15 protein-coding genes are annotated in these 21,592 nt (G+C 73.2%); 7 read left to right on the top strand and 8 right to left on the bottom strand.

Going from position 1 to position 21,592, the window contains the following annotated elements; all coding sequences use genetic code 11:
• Positions 1 to 422: 422 nt before the first annotated feature.
• The 3 genes from AB0F01_RS23870 to AB0F01_RS23880 all read right to left on the bottom strand — a co-directional run bounded on the left by AB0F01_RS23870 (position 423) and on the right by AB0F01_RS23880 (position 5,048).
• On the bottom strand, positions 423 to 2,204 hold the full coding sequence (locus AB0F01_RS23870) for an ABC transporter ATP-binding protein (protein ID WP_362099252.1): 1,782 nt from the start codon (positions 2,202 to 2,204) through the stop codon (positions 423 to 425).
• Complete coding sequence (locus tag AB0F01_RS23875) at positions 2,201 to 4,258, bottom strand: ABC transporter ATP-binding protein (RefSeq protein WP_362099255.1); 2,058 nt, start codon at positions 4,256 to 4,258, stop codon at positions 2,201 to 2,203. Before AB0F01_RS23875 ends, AB0F01_RS23870 begins: the two co-directional genes overlap by 4 nt.
• 325 nt (positions 4,259 to 4,583) lie before the next feature.
• Entirely contained in the window at positions 4,584 to 5,048 is a 465-nt protein-coding gene (locus tag AB0F01_RS23880; protein WP_362099258.1) for a MarR family transcriptional regulator, read from the bottom strand.
• Between the two features lie 139 nt (positions 5,049 to 5,187).
• On the opposite strand from AB0F01_RS23880, the gene AB0F01_RS23885 reads away from it, so the two are divergent.
• Together AB0F01_RS23885 and mltG are read left to right on the top strand one after the other, a co-directional pair.
• Positions 5,188 to 6,990, top strand: a complete 1,803-nt coding sequence (locus AB0F01_RS23885) for an ABC transporter ATP-binding protein (RefSeq protein ID WP_362099261.1) — start codon at positions 5,188 to 5,190, stop codon at positions 6,988 to 6,990.
• Positions 6,991 to 7,033: 43 nt separating this feature from the next.
• The gene (gene mltG / locus AB0F01_RS23890; RefSeq protein WP_362099264.1) at positions 7,034 to 7,879 is read left to right on the top strand and encodes an endolytic transglycosylase MltG; all 846 of its coding nucleotides are present in this window, start codon (positions 7,034 to 7,036) and stop codon (positions 7,877 to 7,879) included.
• Positions 7,880 to 8,087: 208 nt separating this feature from the next.
• Here mltG and AB0F01_RS23895 read toward each other — a convergent pair whose 3' ends face one another.
• Positions 8,088 to 9,164: an NAD(P)-binding domain-containing protein gene (locus tag AB0F01_RS23895; RefSeq protein WP_362099267.1), complete on the bottom strand. Its 1,077-nt coding sequence runs from the start codon at positions 9,162 to 9,164 to the stop codon at positions 8,088 to 8,090.
• A 231-nt stretch (positions 9,165 to 9,395) separates the two neighbouring features.
• Between AB0F01_RS23895 and AB0F01_RS23900 the strand changes: the two genes are divergently transcribed.
• From AB0F01_RS23900 to AB0F01_RS23920, 5 genes are all read left to right on the top strand, one after another.
• Positions 9,396 to 9,818 (top strand): YjbQ family protein, encoded by a 423-nt coding sequence (locus tag AB0F01_RS23900; RefSeq protein ID WP_362099270.1) that lies wholly within the window; start codon positions 9,396 to 9,398, stop codon positions 9,816 to 9,818.
• 390 nt (positions 9,819 to 10,208) lie between these two features.
• Entirely contained in the window at positions 10,209 to 10,709 is a 501-nt protein-coding gene (locus AB0F01_RS23905) for a hypothetical protein (protein ID WP_362099273.1), read from the top strand.
• A 17-nt stretch (positions 10,710 to 10,726) separates the two neighbouring features.
• Positions 10,727 to 13,039: a DUF6571 family protein gene (locus tag AB0F01_RS23910; RefSeq protein ID WP_362099276.1), complete on the top strand. Its 2,313-nt coding sequence runs from the start codon at positions 10,727 to 10,729 to the stop codon at positions 13,037 to 13,039.
• A gap of 197 nt (positions 13,040 to 13,236) precedes the next feature.
• Entirely contained in the window at positions 13,237 to 13,671 is a 435-nt protein-coding gene (locus AB0F01_RS23915; protein WP_362099279.1) for a hypothetical protein, read from the top strand.
• A 41-nt stretch (positions 13,672 to 13,712) separates the two neighbouring features.
• A complete protein-coding gene (locus AB0F01_RS23920; protein ID WP_362099282.1) occupies positions 13,713 to 14,198 on the top strand; it encodes a hypothetical protein in 486 nt (161 codons plus the stop codon).
• Positions 14,199 to 14,321: 123 nt separating this feature from the next.
• Here the strand turns inward: AB0F01_RS23920 and AB0F01_RS23925 are convergent, their stop codons facing one another.
• The 4 genes from AB0F01_RS23925 to AB0F01_RS23940 form a co-directional block, all read right to left on the bottom strand.
• Complete coding sequence (locus AB0F01_RS23925; protein ID WP_362099285.1) at positions 14,322 to 17,222, bottom strand: AAA family ATPase; 2,901 nt, start codon at positions 17,220 to 17,222, stop codon at positions 14,322 to 14,324.
• A gap of 187 nt (positions 17,223 to 17,409) precedes the next feature.
• The gene (locus AB0F01_RS23930) at positions 17,410 to 18,417 is read right to left on the bottom strand and encodes a sesquiterpene cyclase (protein ID WP_362099287.1); all 1,008 of its coding nucleotides are present in this window, start codon (positions 18,415 to 18,417) and stop codon (positions 17,410 to 17,412) included.
• A complete protein-coding gene (locus AB0F01_RS23935) occupies positions 18,401 to 19,891 on the bottom strand; it encodes a cytochrome P450 (protein WP_362099290.1) in 1,491 nt (496 codons plus the stop codon). The genes AB0F01_RS23930 and AB0F01_RS23935 overlap by 17 nt, the downstream gene beginning before the upstream one ends.
• A gap of 647 nt (positions 19,892 to 20,538) precedes the next feature.
• Positions 20,539 to 21,375, bottom strand: a complete 837-nt coding sequence (locus tag AB0F01_RS23940) for a universal stress protein (RefSeq protein WP_362099293.1) — start codon at positions 21,373 to 21,375, stop codon at positions 20,539 to 20,541.
• Between the last annotated feature and the right edge of the window lie 217 nt (positions 21,376 to 21,592).

Below are 21,592 nucleotides of genomic sequence, written 5' to 3' on the forward strand. Positions count from 1 at the left end.
CCGACTCCTGCCTCCAGCCTTCACCCCGCTCCGGGACCCCGCAACGCCAGCCGCGACCTGCCCCGCGCCGGGGCCGCGCCATGCCGGCTGTCGCCTCACCCGGTTCCGGGGACCGCGCAACGCCCAGCGGCAGTGTCACCCGGCGTGCGGTGCCGCCGGGCCGGCCGACGTGTGCCGCGGTATGCGCGGCCAGGGATCCTGGGTACCGCCCACCCTCGGTCCGGGCCGCCTCCCGGGGCTCCGCCCCCTCGGCCAGACCCGGGGGCTCACCCCGGACCCCTCCCGGCGCCGGCCTTCCCGGTCCCGGCTCCTCAGGCCGGGACCGCTGCCCGGAGCGTCCCTGCCCCGGAGTGTCCCTGCCCCGGAACGTCGCGGTCCCGTCCTGGACCGTCGCGGCCCCGCAGAGCCCCCGCCCCGGGCGGTCACCCGTGCCAGGACCGCCACAGCGCCGCGTACGCGCCGTCCGCCGCGACCAGCTCGTCATGGCTGCCCAGCTCACTGATCCGGCCGTCCTCCACCACGGCGATGACGTCCGCGTCGTGGGCGGTGTGCAGGCGGTGCGCGATGGCGATCACCGTCCGGCCGTCCAGGACCCGGGCCAGGGACCGTTCCAGGTGCCGGGCCGCGCGCGGGTCGAGCAGCGACGTCGCCTCGTCCAGCACCAGGGTGTGCGGATCCGCCAGCACCAGCCGCGCCAGCGCGATCTGCTGGGCCTGGGCGGGCGTGAGCGCCGACCCGCCCGAGCCGACCTCGGTGTCCAGGCCGTCGTCCAGCGCACGGGCCCAGCCGTCCGCGTCCACCGCGCCGAGCGCCGCCCACAGCTCCGCGTCCCCGGCACCGGCGCGGGCCAGCCGCAGGTTGTCGCGCAGCGACCCCACGAAGACGTGGTGCTCCTGGTTGACGAGTGCCACGTGCGTCCGGACTCGCTCGGCGGTCATTCCGGCCAGCTCGGCGCTGCCGAGAGTGACCCGACCGGCCCGGGGCGCGTAGATCCCCGCCAGCAGCCGGCCCAGCGTGGACTTGCCGGCGCCCGACGGGCCGACCAGCGCCAGCCTCGTGCCCGGCGGCACCTCCAGGGAGACCTTGCGCAGCACGTCGACGCCCTCCCGGTACCCGAAGCGCACCCGGTCCGCGCTGACGTGACGTCCCTGGGGGACGAGCCCGGCGTCGCCGGCAGCGGGCTCGATGTCCCGTACGCCGACCAGCCGGGCCAGCGACACCTGGGCGACCTGCAGCTCGTCGTACCACCGCAGGATCAGCCCGACCGGGTCCACCAGCATCTGCGCGATGAGCGCGCCCGTCGTCAGCTGGCCCACACCGATCCAGCCCCACAGCACGAACACCCCGCCGATCATCAGGACGGAGGCGAGCACGGTCACGTGGGTGAGGCTGACCACGGGGAAGAGCACCGACCGCAGCCAGAGGGTGTAGCGCTCCCACGCGGTCCACTCCCTGACCCGCTGGTCCGACAGCGCGACCCGCCGCTCCCCGAGGCGGTGCGCCTCGACGGTCCGCCCCGCGTCCACCGTCTCGGTGAGCGCCGCGGCCACGGCGGCGTACCCGGCGGCCTCGGAACGGTACGCGGCCGGTGCGCGCCGGAAGTACCAGCGGCAGCCCGCCACCAGCAGCGGCACGGCCAACAGGACGGCCGGTGCCAGTTCGGGCGCCGTGACGACCAGGCCGCCCAGCAACAGCACCGCCCACACCACGCCGATCGCCAGCTGCGGCACGGCCTCGCGCATGGCGTTGCCGAGCCGGTCGATGTCGGTGGTGATCCGGGACAGCAGGTCGCCGGTGCCGGCCCGTTCGAGCACCCCGGGCGGCAGGCCGACGGACCGTACGAGGAAGTCCTCGCGCAGATCGGCCAGCATCCGTTCGCCGAGCACCGCCCCGCGCAACCGCACCTGCCGGACGAAGAACGCCTGCACCAGCAGCGCCGTCACGAACAGCGCGGCGGTGCGTTCCAGGTGCGGGTCGAGGTCGGGGTCCGGGACGTGCTCGACGAGCCGCCCCAGGAGGTAGGGCCCCACCATGGAGGCGAGGACGGCGACCGTGTTCACGGTGATCAGTGCCGCGAAGGCCCGCCGGTGCCGGCGCAGCAGCTCGCCCACGTAGGCGCGGACGGTGGCCCTGGCACCCACCGGCAGGGTGCCCGCCGCGGTTGGAGCCGCCGGGTCGTGGGCGGGGGGCGCGACGCCGATCATGCCGTCTCCTCGATCTCTTCCCGTTCCTCCGGCCCGTGCGGTTCGCGCAGCCGGTCCGGACGCAGCCGCTCCACATCGACGCCCCCGCTCCCGCTCCCGCTCCTGGTCCCGCCCTCGCTCCCGCTCCCGCCCCCGCTCCGGACGGTCTCCGCGCGCTCCACCTCGGCAACGCCGGCCTCCGCACGCTTGACCCCGGCCCCGCCGGCCTCCCCCCGTGGACCCACCGGCCGACCGGCCGACCCGGCGCCGCGGGCGGTGACGTCGGCCGCGTCCGGGTCCAGCGTCCCGGCCCGCGCATCGGGGTCCGTTTCGTGCCCCGATTCGTGCCCGGTCTCCCGTGTGACCACGGCCCGGTACCGGGGCTCGGTGCCGAGCAGTTCGCGGTGGCGGCCCGAGGCGATGACGGCCCCGTCGTGCAGGAACACCACCCGGTCCGCCCGGTCCAGCAGCAGCGGCGAGGAGGTGAACACCACGGTGGTGCGCCCGGATCGCAGGCTGCGCACGCCCCGGGCGACCCGGGCCTCGGTGTGCGAGTCCACGGCCGACGTCGGCTCGTCCAGTACGAGCACCTCCGGGTCGGCGACCAGGGAGCGGGCCAGCGCGAGCCGCTGCCGCTGGCCGCCCGACAGGGACCGTCCGCGCTCGGTGATGCGCGTCTCCGACGGATCCTCGACGCCGTGCGATCCCTGCGTCAGGGCCGCCAGCACGTCCGCGCACTGCGCCGCGTCCAGAGCCGCCGACGGCGCGACCCGGCCGGACGCCGGCACGTCGAGGAGGTCCCGCAGGCTCCCCGAGAGCAGCACCGGGTCCTTGTCCTGGACCAGGACGGCGGCCCGCGCCGCGTCCAGGGGCAGGTCGTCGAGGGGGACCCCGCCCAGCAGGACCGGGGCACCCTCCTGCGCGGCGTGGCCGCCCAGCCGTTCGGCCAGCCGTCCCGCGGCGTCCGGATCCCCGCACACCACGGCCGTCAGCAGGCCCTGTGGCGCGAGCAGCCCGGTCTCCGGGTCGTACAGGTCACCGGACGGGGACTCGGCCGGCCGTGTCCCCGTGGTGTCGGTGGGCCGCTGGAGGGACAGCACCCGCGCCGCACGGTCGGCCGACGGCCGGGAGAAGGAGTAGGCCATGGCGATCTCCTCGAAGTGGCGCATCGGGTACGCCAGGAGCATCACGGAGCTGTACACGGTGATCAGTTCGCCGACGGCCAGGCGCCCCTGGCGGGCCAGGTGGACGCCGTACAGGACGACGGCGATCAGCAGCAGCCCGGGCAGCAACACCTGGACCGCGGCGATCAGCGACCACATCCGCGCACTGCGCACGGCGGCGTGCCGGACCTCCTGGGAGGCGCGGCGGTAGCGGTCGAGGAACAGCTCCTCGCCGCCGATGCCGCGCAGCACGCGCAGTCCGGCCACGGTGTCCGAGGCGAGCTCGGTGGCCCGGCCGGACTTCTCCCGCTGGACGTCGGCCCGCCGGGTGGCGTGGGGAAGCAGCGGCAGTACCGCCAGCGCCATGACCGGCAGTCCGACGGCGACGACGAGGCCGAGCGCCGGCTGGTGGACGACCAGGCCGGCGCAGACGGCCACGATCGTCACGGCCGCCGCGGTGAACCGGGACAGCGCCTCCACGAACCAGCCGATCTTCTCGACGTCGCCCGTGGACACCGCGACCACTTCTCCGGCCGCGACGCGCCGGGTGAGGGCGGCGCCGAGGTGCGTGGTCCTGCGCGCCAGCAGCTGCTGGACACGGGCGGCGGCGGTGATCCAATTGGTGACGGCGGCCCGGTGCAGGAAGGTGTCGCCGATCGCCAGGCCGATTCCGGCCAGCGCCAGCAGGCCGCCCGCCCGTGCGAGCCCGGCGCCCGAGCGGTCGACGGCGGCCTGGACGGCGAGGCCGACACCGAACGGCAGCGAGGCCACGGCGGCGAAGTGCATCAGCCCCCAGGCGAGGGCCTTCACCTGCCCGGCCAGTTGGTTGCGGAAGAGCCACCACAGGAAGCGGGGTCCCGAGCGTGCGTCGGGCACACCGGGATCGCGATACGGAAGGTCTTGGATCTGCATGACGTCGTCAGTGGCTCGTCTCGGGGCGGGGCGGGGCGGGGCGGCGGTCGGCGGCCGGGCTGCTTGCGGTGCGTCGCGGGGAGGCGGCACGCCGGTGCGACCGGCGTGAACCACGCGTGCGCGTGCGGCTGGGGGCGTGGGGTGCGGGTGAGGCGACCGGACGTGCGTCGGTCGCGGTGGACAGGAGGCGTGCGCCGTCCGGGGAGGGCGGCAGCAAACCGTGACAGGTTGACCCCGCTGCGTGTGGCGGGGCAAGCGGTTTTCCGCGCCACCGTCCGGAACCGGCGATTCCCCGTGCCCTGCTCCCTCGGGGCGCGGGCGGCGGTCAGCCCGCGGCGTCGTGGCAGGGTGGGGGGACGGTTCCGTCGACCAGGGTGTCCAGCAGGTGGCCGAGGACCGCGCGCTGCTCGTCGTCCAGCGGCGCCAGGATCTCCTCGGCGGCGGCCCGGCGGGCCGTGTGCAGTTCGCGCAGCGCGGCCCGGCCCGCGTCGGTGAGTTCGATGCGGATCACCCGGCGATTGGCCGGATCGGGCACCCGTCGCGCCTTGCCGGCGGCCTCCAGCCCGTCGACCAGCGTCGTGACCGCCCGGGGCACCACTTCCAGCCGCTCGGCCAGGTCGGCCATCCGCGGCGGGGAGTCGTAGTGGGCGAGCGTCCGCAGCAGCCGGGACTGGGCCGGCGTGACGCCGACCTCGCGCCGCTCCAGATGGCGTTTCTGGATGCGGTGGACCCGACGGGTGAGCCGCAGCAACTGCTCGGCCAGCCGGCCGTCGGGGTCGGGGGTGGTCATACGGGAACATTATCAGGACGTCGTTCATTGTGAATGCAGGTAACAATGAACGTGGTAACAATGAACGGGTCCGGTGACCCGGCCGCGTGAGCGACCAGGACGGCCACCCGCCGAAGGAGAGAGACGGGGGAAGGAGACCATGCACCCCGACCACCAGCCCGCCTGGACCCCGCCCGCCGACGGTGACCGGCAACCCCGGCAGGTGCGCCGCATCCTGCGGCTGTTCCGGCCCTACCGGGGTCGTCTCGCCGTCGTCGGCCTGCTGGTCGGGGCGGCGTCGCTGGTCTCGGTCGCCACCCCGTTCCTGCTGAAGGCGATCCTCGACGTGGCCCTTCCCGAGGGCCGCACCGGACTGCTCAGTCTGCTCGCCCTCGGCATGATCGCCGGCGCCGTCCTCACCAGCGTCTTCGGCGTGCTGCAGACGCTGATCTCCACGACGGTAGGCCAGCGGGTCATGCACGACCTGCGCACGGCCGTCTACGGGCGGCTGCAGCGGATGTCGCTCGCCTTCTTCACCCGCACCCGCACCGGCGAGGTGCAGTCGCGCATCGCCAACGACATCGGCGGCATGCAGGCCACCGTGACGTCCACCGCCACCTCGCTGGTGTCCAACGTGACCAGCGTGGTCGCCACGGTCGTCGCGATGCTCGCCCTCGACTGGCGGCTGACCGTGGTCACCCTGGTGCTGCTGCCGCTGTTCGTGTGGATCAGCCGCCGGGTCGGCGACGAGCGCCGGAAGATCACCACGCGGCGCCAGAAGCAGATGGCGGCGATGGCCGCCACGGTCACCGAGTCGCTCTCCGTCAGTGGCATCCTGCTGGGCCGCACCATGGGGCGTTCCGACTCCCTGACCCGGGCCTTCTCGGAGGAGTCCGAGCGGCTGGTGGACCTGGAGGTGCGGTCGAACATGGCCGGCCGCTGGCGCATGGCCGTCATCACCATCGTCATGGCCGCCATGCCCGCCGTCATCTACTGGACCGCGGGCATCGCGCTGCAGACCGGGGGACCGCAGGTGTCGATCGGCACCATCGTCGCCTTCGTCTCGCTCCAGCAGGGCCTGTTCCGGCCGGCCGTCAGTCTGCTGTCCACCGGCGTGCAGATCCAGACCTCGCTCGCGCTCTTCCAGCGCATCTTCGAGTACCTCGACCTCCCCGTCGACATCACCGAGCGCGAGGACCCGGTCCGCCTCGACCGCGTCAAGGGCGAGGTCCGCTTCGAGAACGTCACCTTCGGCTACGACGGCAAGGGCGGCCCGGTGCTCGACGGCATCGACATCACCGTCCCCGCGGGCTCCGGCCTCGCCGTCGTCGGTTCCACCGGGGCGGGCAAGTCCACGCTCGGCCACCTCGTGCCCCGGCTGTACGACGTGACGGGTGGCCGGGTCACCCTCGACGGGGTCGACGTCCGCGACCTCGACTTCGACACGCTGGCCCGCGCGGTCGGCGTGGTCTCCCAGGAGACGTACCTCTTCCACGCCTCGGTCGCCGACAACCTCCGCTTCGCCAAGCCGGACGCCACCGACGAGGAGCTGCGTGCCGCCGCCGAGGCCGCCCAGATCCACGACCACATCGCGGCCCTGCCCGACGGGTACGACACGATCGTCGGCGAGCGGGGCCACCGGTTCTCCGGCGGAGAGAAGCAGCGCCTCGCCATCGCGCGCACCATCCTGCGCGATCCGCCCGTGCTGGTCCTCGACGAGGCCACCAGCGCCCTCGACACCCGCACCGAGGCCGCCGTGCAGAAGGCCATCGACGCGCTGTCGGCCGACCGCACCACGCTCACCATCGCCCACCGGCTGTCCACCGTCCGGGGCGCCGACCAGATCGTGGTGCTCGACGCCGGACGTGTCGTCGAGCGCGGCACCCACCGCGAACTCCTGGAGCGGGACGGGCGCTACGCCGCCCTGGTACGCCGGGATGCCCAACTGGAGCCGACAAGATGACGATATGCCAGGTTTGCGGAGTTTCGCGGGTTACCGTGCCCGCATGCAGACGAACACTCCGCCACGGAGCACGATCCGACTGACGCGCCGGGGCCGTCTCGCCCTTGTCGTGACCGGGGCCGTCGTGGCCGGCACCGCCGTGGCGGTGCCGCTGCTGACCCTGGGCGACGACGGGGAGTCCCGGCCCACGACCCTGGTGATCCCGGAGGGCCGGCGCGCGAGCCAGGTGTACGCGGCCGTCGACAAGGCCCTCGCCCTCCCCGCCGGCACGACGCGCAAGGCGCTGCCGAAGGCGAAGCTCAGCCTCCCGGAGGAGGCCGAGGGGAACCCGGAGGGCTACCTCTTCCCGGCCACCTATCCGCTGGGCGAGAACGCCACCCCGGAGAAGCTGCTGTCCACGATGGTCGACACGGCCAACAAGAAGTTCAACGGCGCCCCCGTCGCCGCCGGCGCCCAGCGCAACGCGATGAACGTCTACCAGGCGGTCACCATCGCCAGCATCGTCCAGGCGGAGGCGGCCACCGAAGCGGACATGGGCAAGGTGGCCCGAGTGATCTTCAACCGGCTGGAGCGCGGGATGCCGCTGCAGATGGATTCCACCATCAACTACGCCCTCAACCGGTCCTCACTGCGCACCACGGCGACCGACCTCAAGATCGACAGTCCCTACAACTCCTACGAGCGCATGGGGCTGCCCCCCACGCCGATCGACAACCCGGGGGAGGAGGCGGTGCGCGCCGCGATCAATCCCACGCCGGGGGACTGGCTGTACTTCGTCACCGTCCGGCCCGGTGAGACCCGCTTCACCGCCGACTACGCGGAACACCAGCGCAACGTCGCCGAGTTCAACGCCGAACAGAAGAAGGCGGCCGAGCAGAAGAAGGGCTGAGCAGCGGGCCGGCCGTCGGAGCCGGTCGGGCCGCGACCGGCTCCTGCTTCCGGCGGTCGTCCGGCGAGTGCCCAGCGGTCGTTCTGCGGCCGTCCGGCGGGTGCCCGGCGGTCAGGCCGTGGGACGTGCACGGCTCTTGTTCCGCGCGGTCGTCCACGAGCGTCCGGGCCGTGAACGGCTCCCGTTTCCGGCATGCGCCCGACGGACGTCAGGCCGCGACCCGCTCCCGTTCCAGCAGCCGCCGGATGTCCCGCACGGCAGCGCGCCCGGCCCGGTTGGCGCCCACGGTGCTGGCGGACGGGCCGTAGCCGACCAGGTGGATGCGGGGGTCGGCGACCGCCCGGGTCCCCTCGACGCGGATACCGCCGCCCGGCTCCCGCAGTCGCAAGGGGGCCAGGTGCTCGACCGCGGGACGGAACCCGGTCGCCCACAGGATGACGTCGGCCGGCACCCGCCGCCCGTCCGCCCAGACGACGCCGTCCGGTGTGATCCGGTCGAACATGGGCTGCCGGTCCAGCACGCCGTCGGCCAGGCCCTGGCGGATCGCGTCGTTCAGTGGGAGCCCCGTCACGGACACGACACTGCGCGGCGGCAGACCCTGCCGCACCCGCTCCTCCACGAGGGCGACGGCGGCACGCCCCGCCTCCTCGTCGAAGGGACCCTCGACGAACACCGGCGGCCGCCGCGTCACCCAGGTGGTCTCCGCCGCGAGGGGCGCGATCTCCAGGAGGTGCTGGGTGCCCGAAGCGCCCCCGCCGACGACGACCACCCGCAGCCCTGCGAACGGCTCCGGCCCCGGGTACTGGGCCGTGTGCAACTGGCGGCCCCGGAACGTCTCCTGGCCCGGGTAGCGCGGCCAGAACGGACGGTCCCAGGTCCCGGTGGCGTTGATCAGCGCCCGGGTCGACCAGGTGCCGTCCGACGTCTCGACCAGCAGCCGTCCGTCCGGCCCCTCCCGCACGGCCCGGACGTCCACCGGACGCCGCACCCGCAGGCCGAAGGTGTGCTCGTAGCGGTCGAAGTACTCCGTGATGACCTCGGACGACGGCCGCTCCGGATCGGCGTCCGTGAGCTCCATGCCCGGCAGTGCGTGCATGCCGTGCACCTTGCCGTACGTCAGCGAGGGCCACCGGAACTGCCAGGCACCGCCCGGGCCGGGGGAGTGGTCCAGCACCACGAAGTCGCGCTCCGGCTCGAAGCCGGTGCGCCGCAGGTGATAGGCGCCGGCCAGCCCTGCCTGCCCGGCGCCGATGACGACGACCTCGACCTCACGTATATCGTTCACATTTCTACTAACGCTGCGCCGGGCGTGGATCTTCCCGGCAGGGACACCCACCGGCCCGACGCTCGTGCCCGGCCCCACGCTCGTTCCCGGCCCGGCGCTCGTCCCGGTCCGGCCACTGACCCGATCCGTCCGGCACCGCCCCCCGCCACTCCCCGATCCCGCCCGCTGCCACGCCGAGAACCGTGCCGCGATTGCGGAGTACGCAGCCGTCCATGGGTCAGGATGGAGAACATGTCCGCCACTTTCACCACCCGAGTCCTGACCGTGTCCACCGGCTCCGAGGAGCGGGTCGTCGACCTCACAGGCGACTGCGAGGCGTTCCTGCGGGACGCCGCGGCCGGCCGCGACGGGCTGCTCAACATCTTCGTACCCCACGCCACCGCCGGGGTCGCGGTCATCGAGACCGGAGCCGGCAGCGACGACGACCTGCTCGCCGCCCTGCACACCCTGCTCCCCGCCGACGACCGCTGGCAGCACCGGCACGGCAGCCCCGGCCACGGCCGCGACCACGTCCTGCCCGCCATCGTCCCGCCCCACGCCACGCTCCCGGTGGTCGGCGGACGGCTCGAACTGGGCACCTGGCAGTCGGTGTGCCTGGTCGACACGAACAAGGACAATGCCGAACGTCAGGTGCGGCTGTCGTTCCTCGGATAGTGCCGCGTCGGGCGTCACCGTGGAAGCGGCGTCCGGCCGCACCGAACGAGAGGCCCTCTCGAACGGTCACAGCCGCTCCATCCGGTGGTTCGTCCCGTCCGGGCACCGCCACAGTCGGACCGGAGCCCCACCACGTGCGAGGAGCGGCCTCCACGACACCGCGCCCAGTGAGCGCCCCCGATGCCATCCGATCTCGGCCGGCATCCGGCCCCCGCTGACATCCGCACACGTCGCCCGCCCCACTTCCCGGCCCCGATGTGCGGGGCGGGGGTCGTCCTCTGTGAAGACTTCATGCAGCATCCCCCGGGCCCCGGGGGCCCTCACTAGGCTGCCGCCCCGGGCCCGTGCGGTGGCCCGTCGACGTCGACCACGAGGGCAGGGGGAAGTTCGGTGGCATGGGACGAGTGGGACCGGTTGAAGTCCGAAGCGAGGGACGGCAGGCCCGGCGGCCAGACGGGGACGCGGCTCAACCGGCTCGAACCCGGGGCCGGCCCGGCTGCTCCCAGCACCACCGGTGACCTCAACGTCAACCAGCCGGACCTCGCCAGGATCGGCAGCCACGCCCACACGCTCTACAACCAGCTCTGGGACCAGGCCCGTCTGGACCACACGAGCGTCGACGGCGCGGCGAGCGATCTGAGCACCCAGGGATTCGCACTGGGGCCGGCCCTACAGCACGTGTCGAACCGCTGGTCCCGGCAGCTCGGCACGGTCCTCGACGCCTGCGCCCACATCGCCAACCACATGCAGGTCACCAAGAAGATCCACAACGGTGACGAGGACTACATCCGACGGCAGATGAGCAGCATCGACGTCCTCGACGCGGGCTTCGACGAGCGGGTCGGTCCCGCCGGGGCCGAGAACGCGATCTACGGCGACAAGAAGAAGTAGCGGACGGGACCCGGGACATGGATTTCGAGACGCTGCGCCACGCCAACCTCAAGCTGCTCGACGACGCCGTGGAGGACTTCTCGCTCGTGGTCCGCAACCTCAGCACCCTCGCCGAGGACGCCGAGAAGGGCCTGCACCGCGCGGCCAACCGGGCGAACTGGGCCGGTGAGAACTCACGGGTCACCAAGGCGTTCATCAGCAGGACGGCGGGCGAGATCAGGGACGCGCACACCCAGGCCACCTCCGTCCACGGCGTCCTCAAGGACACCGCCGGTGAACTGCGGCAGTACCACACCCGGTTGACGGAAGCCCTCGACCGGGCGCTCAAGAAGAACCTGACCGTGCGCGGCACCGGTGACGGTGGGTTCACCGTCACCATGAACGTCCACCCCGACCGCGCCGCCGCGGGTCATACCCCGCCCTCCCACACCCCGGGCGACGTCACCGCCCTGCGTGACGAGATCCAGGGCATCCTCGACCGCGCCACCGAGAGCGACGCGTCCGCCGCCAAGGTGCTCAGAGCCCTGGCCGACCAGACCGACCACGGGTTCGGCGACGCCGCCTACCGGGACCGCGACACCGCGGCCGAAGCGCTCGGGGCAGCGGACGAACTCGCGGCGCTCGCCAGGAAGGACCCGGAGGACCTCTCCACCGCCGACTTCGACCGGCTCGCCGCAGGGCTCGAGAAGTACTCTGCCGACCCGCTCTTCGCCGAGAGCTTCGCCACCACCCTCGGACCACGCGGCACCCTCGACCTGTGGGCGGGCGTGACCGACCCCCACACCGGGCGGGAGCTGCGCATGGACCGCCGCGAACAGTTCGACGATCTCCAGAAGCACCTCGGCCTCACCCTCGCCACCGCCACCCACAGCGACAGCGCCGCGATGACCTCGTGGAAGGGCGGCATGGTGGCCCTGGTGGATCAACCCCTGGGCAGGGGCGGCGGGTTCCCGCTGGGCGGACAGGTGATGAGCAACCTGATGCGCTGGGGAGACTACGACGACGCCTTCCTCAACCGCTACGGCGACCGGCTGATGGCCACGGAGAAGAAGTTCACCGGCAACGGGCGGCACGGCGCATGGCAGCGGCTGGGACCCGACGCGACGCTCAACCACACCGGAACGGACACCGGTTGGGACCCGATGACGGGTTACCTCAAGGCCCTGGCCAACAACCCCGGGGCCGCGACCACCTTCTTCAACGACACCTTCCTCACCGAGGAGGAGGACCACGACTTCACCGGGACGAAGGACGGCAAGGAGGTCAGGAGGTCACTGACCAACTTCGACTACCTCTTCGAGGAACGTCACTGGCCCGCCGACTTCGACTCCGAGCACGAGGAGAGCATCGCCGGACGGAACAACCTCGCGATGGCCCTGGAGGCGGCCACCACGGGCCATCCGGCCGGTGAACTGCCGACAGCGGACACACCCCACCACACCGCCGAGCAGGCCCGCCTCATGGAGCGCCTGGTGGCGTCCATCGGCGAGGACCCGGACAAGCGCCTCTCGGAGCACGGCCACATGGTCGACAGCATCGGGCAGATCACCTCCGAGTACCTCCCAGACATCAACCGCTCCTTCGACGGACCCGACCGGACCGATCCCGACTCGACGTCGTGGGAACGGGCGCAGAGGATGTTCCCGATCCAGGGGCAGGAGGCCGTGCTCGAACCCCGGGACGTCACGAAGCTCCTTTTCGCGGTGGGGCAGAGCCCGGACGGCTACGCGGCCGTGGAGGTCGGACAGAAGGCCTACATGAGCCAGCTGATGGAGTACCACCTGAACCCCGGCCTGCCCGACAGCCTCGTCGTGGACGACGACACCGAGGGCGTGGTGCGGCGCATCGCCGAGAAGTCCGGCGAGGTCTCCGGCGTCCTCGCCCTGGGCCGCCAGGAGGAACTGGCAGCCGCAGGCAAGGAGAAGGACGAGGAGTACAAGAATTCGATGGATCTGCTCAAGAGCAGCATCTCCGGCGGGCTGGGCACGGCGGTCGGCGTCGGCACGTCCTTCGTCGCGACGCCGTGGGTCGGGGCCGTCGTGGGGGGCACGACCACCACGGTCACGGGCACGGTCCTGGAATCGGTCTTCCAGGACTTCGAGAGCACGGAGTTGGAGGACTCGCAGGACGCGCGCGGCGAGTTGTGGCAGACGGGCTGGGAGAACAACGGAAATCGGTCGGGCCAGGCGGCCCGGCTGGCCGCGGAAGCGCACGGCATGGTCGACGCGGGCGACGCGGAGACGTGGGCCCGGGAGAGCGGCGAGCAGGGCTACTACAACGCGCAGTCGATCGTCGACGGCCGTACCCCGGGAAGCAGGACGACCTCGTGACCGGATCGTCGGGCCGGAGGCCGTGCGGTCCATCGGCATCCGAGCGGTCTGCCGCAGGCGTCACTCCGACGCGGTCGCGTTCCGGCCCGTCCCCCGCGAGGCGCTCCGGTGTCGGATTCACCGCCACGGTTCTGGGATTCGTCGCAGTTCTCATGGCCACGGCGTGCGGTGCGGAGGAGAAGACCAGGGACTACGCCGTGCCGAGCACCCTCTGCGGTACCAGTGTCGACGCCGAGGAACTCACGCCCTTTCTGCCTCCGGGCAAGCAACTCACGGTCACCCCACAGGTCAGGCCCTCGTCGACCTGGTGCGATCTCCGGGTCGACGGAACACTCGCTGTCAGAACGGTCCAGAAATGGTGGCAGGGAGGCCGGGACACCGCGTACTTCCTGCGCAGCCAGACCCTCGAGGAAGTGACGGAGAGCGCGGAGAACGGCAGGTTCGTGTTCTCCGGCACCCAAGGGTTCGGCAAGACGAAGGCATGTGTCGACGAGAAGTACGGTCAGGAGCTGTACACCGGGTTCCAGGCGTACGCCTCCGACCATGAGGACGCCGACGCCATGAAGCGTCTGATTGTCTCCTTCACCGAGAGCGTCGAGAGGTCGGATGCGTGCGACGGTCCCCCGGCGTGAGGTTGTCGTCCCGGGCCACCACTGTCCTTCTACCCGTCCTGGTGCTCACCGCCGTGGCATGCGGATCCGATGACGGCTCCAGGGACTACTCCGTCCCCAGTACCTTCTGCGGCACACGTGTCGACGCCGAAGAACTCACCCCGTTTCTTCCGCCGGGGAGGAGAATCGCGGTCGAGCCCGACGTCAGCCCGGGGACGGCATGGTGCGATGTCTCCGTCGACGGAAAACTTGCCGTCAGGACGGTCCAGACCTGGTGGCAGGGAGGCCGGGACACTGCCCATTTCCTCCGCGGCCAGACGCTGCGGGAGATGGAGGCGAGTGCGGAGAACGGCAGGTTCGTGTACTCCGGCACCCAAGGGTTCGGCAAGACGAAGGGGTGCGTCGACGAGAAGTACGGTCAGGAGCTCTATACGGGGTTCCAGGTCTTCGACACCGACCATGAGGACGCCGACGCCATGAAGCGTCTGATCGTCTCCTTCACCGAGCGGGTCGAGAGGTCGGACGCGTGCGACGGGCCCTCGGAGTAGGACGCCTCCGACACCGCCGAACACCGCCGACCCCGCCGAACACCTCCTACACCCCGTCAGCCTCCGCCACGCCCCGTCGGCCCCGTCCGCCGCCGTGCCGCCGCCCTCCGGTGCTCGGTGGGCTCAACACCGCGGCCGGGGGAAGGACTTGAGTGCTGTCGCGAGCCCCGAGGCGTCGGTGCCGATCTTGCGGTAGACGGAGGAGAGCAGGTGCCGTACGCCCTGTTCGGTGAGGTGCAGGTCCCCGGCCATCTCGGTCGCGGTGACGCCCCGCGCGGCGAGTTCCGCGGCCTTGCGTTCGGGGGCCGTGAGGGTGTCGGTCTGTCCGTACCGTAAGGGGAGCGGGCGGAGTCCGGCGGCGGCCAGTTCGTCGCGGGCCCGGACGGCCAGCGCCTCCGCCCCGCAGTGCACCGCTCCCTCCAAGCCTTGGTAGAGCCGGTCGGCGGCCTCCTGGAGCCGTCCGTTCCGGGACAGGGCGGCCCCGTGTGCGACCAGGGCGTGGGCCAGGTCGTAGGCGGCGGGGGAGCGCTCCAGGTGGTCCACGGCCTCCGCGTACAGGTCGAGGGAGGCAGGTCCTCCCGTCACCTCGGCCAGGGTGTGCACCGCCCGCCCGATCGCCGAGGCGGCGCCGAAGTCCCGGGCGCGTTTCACGGCGTCCCGCGCGTGCCGGACGGACAGATCGGGGGCGCTGCGGGCGAGGGCCCGGGCGAGCCCCGACTGCCAGGAGCACCAGGCGGGATTGCGCCAGTCGCGCCGGTCCAGCCACTCCCCGACCTCCGACAGCAGGGCGGCGGCCTCGTCCTGGCGGCCCTCCGCCAGCAGCAGTTCGGCGTACACGGTGCGCGGGTCGGGGTAGATGACGGCATTGGGGACGAGGGAGCCGAAGCGGTAGCGGTCGGCGAGCCGGCGGGCCGCCGCCGGGCGGCCCCGGGCCAGCAGTGTCTGGATCAGGATGCCGACGGCGAACCACTGCGCGGGCACCGCGCCCTCGACCCGGTCGGCGATGCGCAGTCCCTCGCGGACCAGGTTCTCCGCCTCGGCGAGGCAGCCCCGCCGGTAGCGGATGTATCCGGCCAGGGCCTGTCCGAGGGCCAGGTGGGAGCCACGCCAGCCCTTCTCCTCGCATTCGGCCATGCCCTGGGCGAAGAGTTCCTCGGCCCGCCGGGGCTGGTCGCAGTACATGAACACCAGGGCCACCGAGACCGGCACCTCGAAACCCCGGTTCTCGTCGGTCCAGCTCATCCCGCCCCGCAGTGCCTCCTCGGCGTGGCCGAGCGCCGTCGTGCGGGGCTCGCCGCACACCACCGCGTCCCAGGCGCGCAGGCCCAGGATGTACCGTTCCTCCAGCCCGCGGCCGGTCACCCTGGCGGCCAGCCGGGCGAGCCGGCGGGAACGGGCGGCCGGATCGGGCTCGTCGGTGCGGAAGGCGCTCCAGACGAACGCGTCGGCCTGCATCCGCAGCCGGATGCGGGGGTGGCGGGCCCGTCGTGCCTCCTCGGCGGCGACCGTGGCGGCCTCGGCCATCCGGTCGGTGTGGGCCAGCGCCTGGGTGAGCCGGTACACGAGGGAGGCCCGCAGCTCCGGTTCCACTCCCGGCTCCGTGAGGGCCTCCCGTAAGTGGGCGACGGTGGCGGTGGGCTTGATCAGGAACGTCGAGCAGGCCAGCTCGTGCAGCAGCGCGGCGCGTTCCTCCGGCGGGGGCGGCTCCTGCAGGGCCCGGGTCAGCAGGCGTCGTGCGGCCTCGGGCGCCCCGGCCCGGGTGTACTCGCGGGCGGCCTCGCGCAGGCACGCGACCGCCTCCGGACGGCCTTCGCAGGGCACCTCCAGCAGGTGCCGTGCGGCGGCCGCCGGGCCGAAGCCGGCCGCGCGGATCGCCTCGGCGGCGCTGTTGTGCAGGCCGACGCGCAGCCCGGTGGGGATGGCACGGTAGATGGTGGTGGCGATCAGGGGGTGGACGAAGCCCAGGCCGTCGCCGCTGCCGTCGTCCTCGGCCAGGATCCGGCCCGCGCGCAGCCGGTCGGTGGCCTCGGCGGCGGCCTCGCTGCCGACGACGGCGAGGGCGGCGGCGAGTTCCTGCGAGACGGACTCGCCCAGCACGGCCGCCGCGTAGGCGAAGCGGACCGTGGTGGTGCCCATGGCGTGCAGGCGGTCCATCAGCCCGGGGCCCTCGATGGCCGCGGCGAGGTCCCGCATCGCCCGCAGGTCCTGCCGGGTGCCCTTCAGATTGCGCTCGCCCAACTGGATCGCCAGTTCCACGGCCTCGAACGGGCTGCCCCCGGTCACGGCCCAGCACGCCTCGCAGAACGCGTCCTCGGCCTCGTCCCCGACCTCGCCGCGCACGATCCGGGCCACGCTCCCCGCGGTGAGCGGAGCGAGCTCGAACGGGCGTCCGCCGAGACTGCCAGCGAGGGCGCGCAGCGGTTCCGCCTCCGGCGGCAGCTCCTCGGGACGGTAGGCGAGGACGATGAGCAGGGGCAGGTCCGCCACCCGTGGGGCGAAGGAGATGAGCCAGCCGAGCGATTCGGCGTCCGCCCAGTGCAGGTCGTCCAGCAGCAGCACCAGCGGGGCCCGCTGCACGGCCAGGCGCGTGACGACCCAGTCGAGGCCGTCGCGGACGCCGGTCGGGTCCGGGACGTGCGTGGCGTGCCCGGCCTCCAGACCGAGGGCGGCGCCGACGATGTCGTACCAACTGCCGAGGAAGGCGCGCAGTTCGGACTCGGACATCGAGGCCAGCGCGGGTTGCAGGAGCCGTCGCACCACACGGAACGCCAGCTCCTGTCCGCCCGCCCCGCCGCTGCCCGAGAGCACGGTCACGCCGTGTTCGGCGGCGAGGTCGCGGGTCCGGTTGAGCAGGGTCGTCTTACCCATCCCGCCCCGGCCCGTGAAGGTCAGCAGCCCGCCGTGCGGCACCTGGTCACCGGTGTCCCGCAGGGCGGCCAGCGCCCGTTCGACGGCCTCCAGTTCCCGGTGGCGTTCGAACAACGGCCTCGGCTCGGTGGGCTGGTGCCGCAGCTCGTTCGCCATGTGCCGTACCGCTTCCTGTCGTTCGGCCGGGGTGGCAGGAGAGCGTACGCCGCCCGCCCGGCCCCGGGAGGGTGTCCGGGGCCGGAGGGACGAGTACGGGTGAATCACGGTCGGCGGTGGGTTGATGTGCGCCCCGCCGGGGTAGGAAGGCGCGAATGGGCAGGGGGCGACGCGGGAGCGGCCCGGCTCAGGGGAGAGCCGACGCCTCGGCCGTGTCCGCGTACCGCGGGACGGTTCTGGACCAGTGGTAGCACCCACGGATCCAGCCGGCCATCCCTTCCGCATAGCCGACGGCCGAAGGGCTCAGGCGCGGTCTGATCTCCTCGAACAGCTCCTCGAACTCCCGGATAACCGCGTTGATCTGACGGATCGACATCAGTATCGCCGTCGGCAGGGAGCAGCCGTTCGCGCGTTGGTGGACGAGGGCCAGGTTGATCAGCTCACCCGCCTGCCGCTCCTTCACCGCGGAGTACAGGTCGGGTATCCACACGGCGGCGTCGGCCGACAGCCGGGTCAGCCGGCGCATCACCGGGTCGTGCAGTTCGGCCCCGGTCAGTTCCCGGGGCTGGGCGGCCTCGCACAGGGGATGGAAGGGTTCGACCCCCGCGGTGAGCGCCCGGATGGAGGTGCACAACCGGGCCCCGGCCGGAGGGGTGTGGGCCTGCGCCACCGCTTCGTGGAGCAGGCCGTGGACGTATTCGCGGCTCTTCCAGGCCCACCGGGCCGCCTGTGCCGGGGTGCACCGCTCGCGGACCTGCCGGAGCAGATCGGCGAGGGCCGCACCCAGCGGAGTGCCGGGGGAGGCGTCGTCCCGCAGCACGGCGACGCTCTCGTGCAGCAGGGGCAGCAGCCGGCCGGGCCGGCACCGGCCGACCTCCTCCGCGAGGTCGTCGAACACGAACTGGTAGGCGATCTGCCGGGCCACGATGTGCAGCAACTCGACGTCCATGTCCGGGCTGTTGCGCGAGGCCAGGTCGGCCGGCCGGGTGCGGACGATCATCTCCGTCACGCCCGGCTCCGCCGCGAGGCCGGTGTCCCGCAGCCATGTGTCCACCCCCTCCGCGACGTCCCGTTCGTACGGGCTGCGGGCGTCGGGGAACGGCATGTACAGGTGGGCGTCGATCAGGTCCAGGAGACTGGATCCCGTCCTCGTGGTCCCCTCGGGCGTCACGGCCAGCTCAGGCGTCGTGGCCACCGGCGTCACCTGCCTCTCGGGGGACCCGCACCGCGGGGGGCGGGCAGGCGCGGGCACGCGGGACGGCCGTCGCGGCCCCGGCCGCCGTGCCGGCGGGAACCGGGCCGGGCTGCTCCGGGCGCCGTTCGCAGCGCATGACCAGGGCCCGCGGCCCCAGCGTGACCGCGGGCCGCAACGGCGGGACCGGGCCCGGCCGGTGGCGCAGCCGCCAGTGCCGGGCGACCGTCGCCAGCGTCACCGTGGCCTGGGCGAGGGCGAAGGTGTCCCCGAGGCACTTACGGCTTCCCGCGGCGAACGGGACCATCGGGCTGAACGGCCCGTCGGGGCCGCCCCGCCGCCACCGCTCGGGCAGGAAGCGCTCCGGGTCGGGGAACGACTCGGGTGCGTGGTGCAGCAGGTACGGGCTGTACAGCACGGTCGTCCCGGCGGGCAGCCGGCGTCCGCCGAACTCGACCTCCCGGGTGGTCAGCCGGGTGAACAGCCAGCCCGGTGGCGCGAGCCGCAGGGACTCGTCGACGACGGACCGGGTGTACACCAGGCGGGGCAGGTCCTCCGCGGTGGGCCGCGCCCGCCCGGCGAGCACCGTGTCGACCTCCGCGTGCATCCGCTGCTCGGCCTCCGGGTGCAGGGCGAGGAAGCCGAAGGCGGAGGACAGGCACAGGGCCGCGCTCTCCGCGCCGGTCAGCAGCAGGGAGACGAGCTGGTCCTGCACCTCGCCGCCGGTCACCTCGGGCTCCGGGCCGTCGGCTGCGGCGAGCAGGGTGCCCAGGACGTCGTCGCGGGCCCCGCCCGTCCGCCTCCGCTGCGCCACGACCTCGTCGACGACGGCCCGCAGCCGGGCGACCGCCCGGGTGTAGCGGCGGTGCCCCGGCAGGGGGAGACGGAAGAAGGCGTCCACGGGCACGACCGTGCGGACGAAGAGGCCGCGCACCACCGTGGACAGGCAGTCCCGCACCTCGGCAGCACGAGCCGGGTCCAGCGCGTCCGAGAACAGCACCCGGCTGACCACACCGGTCGTCACCGTCATCATGGCCGCACTGACGTCGACCTCCTGGCCGTCCCGCCAGGCGCGGCACAGGTCCTCCGCCTCCTCGCCCATCGGCCCGGTGAGCCGGGCGACCCGAGCCGGGCGGAAGGCGGGCTGCAGCAGACGGCGCTGCCGGCGGTGGTCCGCGTGCGGGCAGGTGACCACGCCGTCGCCCATCAGGCCCCGCAGCCGCGTGTACAGGGGACCGCCCTTGTCGAACGTGCGGGCGTCCCGCAGCATCTCGTGGACCAGCCGCGGATGGCAGACCACCCACGCGCGGGTCGGGCCGAGGCGTATCTCCACCAGGTCGCCGTGCGCGGACAGGGAATCGAGGAACTCCAGCGGACGGCGGAACAGGGCAATACCATGCGTGAGAGGCGGGAATATTCCGGGGGCAGTGCCGGTCTTCCAGACCGTGGGCGGGTGTCCCGCGGGGCGATGATTCATCGGCTACCACCTGTCTCGGGCGACACAAGAAGTGCGGCGAAGGCCCCTTGGAGGGGGCGCGAATCCTCTTCCTGCCCACTCGAACCGGCCAACTGATGCGACGAAACCTTTCTCCAGGGGGGCGCACGGGAGCGCGCCGGGGCATTCCGAGTGGCAGCCGACCTGTCACCCGCCCCGGGCACGACCGACCCGCAGGAGCGCCGCCCCGCCCAGGGGTCTCCGCCCTCGGGTGACGGCTTGCGCCCCGGCGCGACCGCCCCGCCCACGGACCGCCGCCCTGGTTGAGGACCCGTCCGCGCCAGGAACGCCGCGCCGAGCGGGACGTGCCGCCCCGCAGGGCCGCGCCCGGGCCAGACGTGCCGCCCCCGGAACGTGCCGCCGCACTGTATAAGCCTGGGCCGCAACCGCGGCCCCGGTTCGGGGCCGGCTCCGGCCGAGTTCATGAGTGTCCCGGCCCGGGTTCCGTGCCCTCCCGGGTCGGGTTTCGTGGCTTCCCGGCTCGGGTCTCGTGCCTTCCCGGCCCAGGCCCCGCGCCTTACCCTCCCGAGTCCCGGCCGAACTCGTGAACGGCGTCGGCCCGCTTCACCGCCCTCCCGGGTCGGCGTCTGCCGCACGACTCGGTGCTCGGCGTGCTCTCCGGCCGGACCTCACTCCTTGCCGCGGACCACCGCCACCGGGCAGTCGGCGTGGTGCAGGAGGGCCTGGCTGACCGAGCCGAGCAGCATCCCGGTGAATCCGCCGTGCCCCCGAGCCCCCGCCACCACCAACTGCGCGTCCTGGCAGGCCTCCAGCAGCGTGTGCCGGACGCGGCCCCGCTCCAGCCGGAGGTCGACGGCGACACGGGGATGCGTGGCCCGCCACGGAGCCACCGCCTCCTCCAGGCGCCGGCGGTGGACCTCCCGCAGCTGGTCGAGGTCCACCAGCACGTTGAGCGGGTCGGCGGGCCCGTCGTACGGCGTCGGCTCACTCCAGGTGTTCCACACGTGCAGGGCCACCAGTGGGGCCTCGCGCATCGCCGCCTCGGCGAAGGCGAACCGCGCGGCGGCGGCCCCGGCGGGGGAGCCGTCCACGGCCAGCAGTACCGGGCCCTGCGGGTCCGGGCGGCCCCGGACCACCATGACCGGGCAGTGCCCGTGAGCGGCGAGCTGCACGACCGTCGAGCCCAGCAGCAGATCGCCGAACCCGGTCCGGCCCCGGCTGCCGAGCACCGCCAGTACCGCCTGCCGCGACTCGCTCTGCAGCACCGTGAGGGTGTCGCCGGGGGCGACGGTCCTGGCGATCTCCAGACCCGGGGCGCGGTCGTACGCGCGGCGTTCGGCCCGGGCCAGGACGCCGTGGATCATCGGGTCCAGGTCCACCAGGCGGTGGAAGGCGTGCACGATGCGCAGTTCGGCGTCGCGCAGTTGCGCCTCACGGGCCGCGACGTCGACCGCGGCGAGGCTGGACGGTGACCCGTCCAGTCCGACGATGACCGTGTCCTTCACCGCTCACTCCCGTCCCCGTCCCGCCCGCACCGGCCGACGGGTGCTCCGATGTCCGGACGCCGGCAGTACGTGCGGGGTACCCGTCCGGCGCCACGCCTACGCGTCACCCGGTCCGCGGAGCCGCCCCGCCGGGCCGCCCGCGGGGGTTGTCGACGGAACGAGGACGCAGCGGGCCCACGTCACTGGGTCACCGGGTCACCGCGTCACCGCGTTCCGT

This window comes from Streptomyces sp. NPDC029526 (assembly GCF_040637405.1).
Taxonomy (GTDB): Bacteria; Actinomycetota; Actinomycetes; order Streptomycetales; family Streptomycetaceae; genus Streptomyces.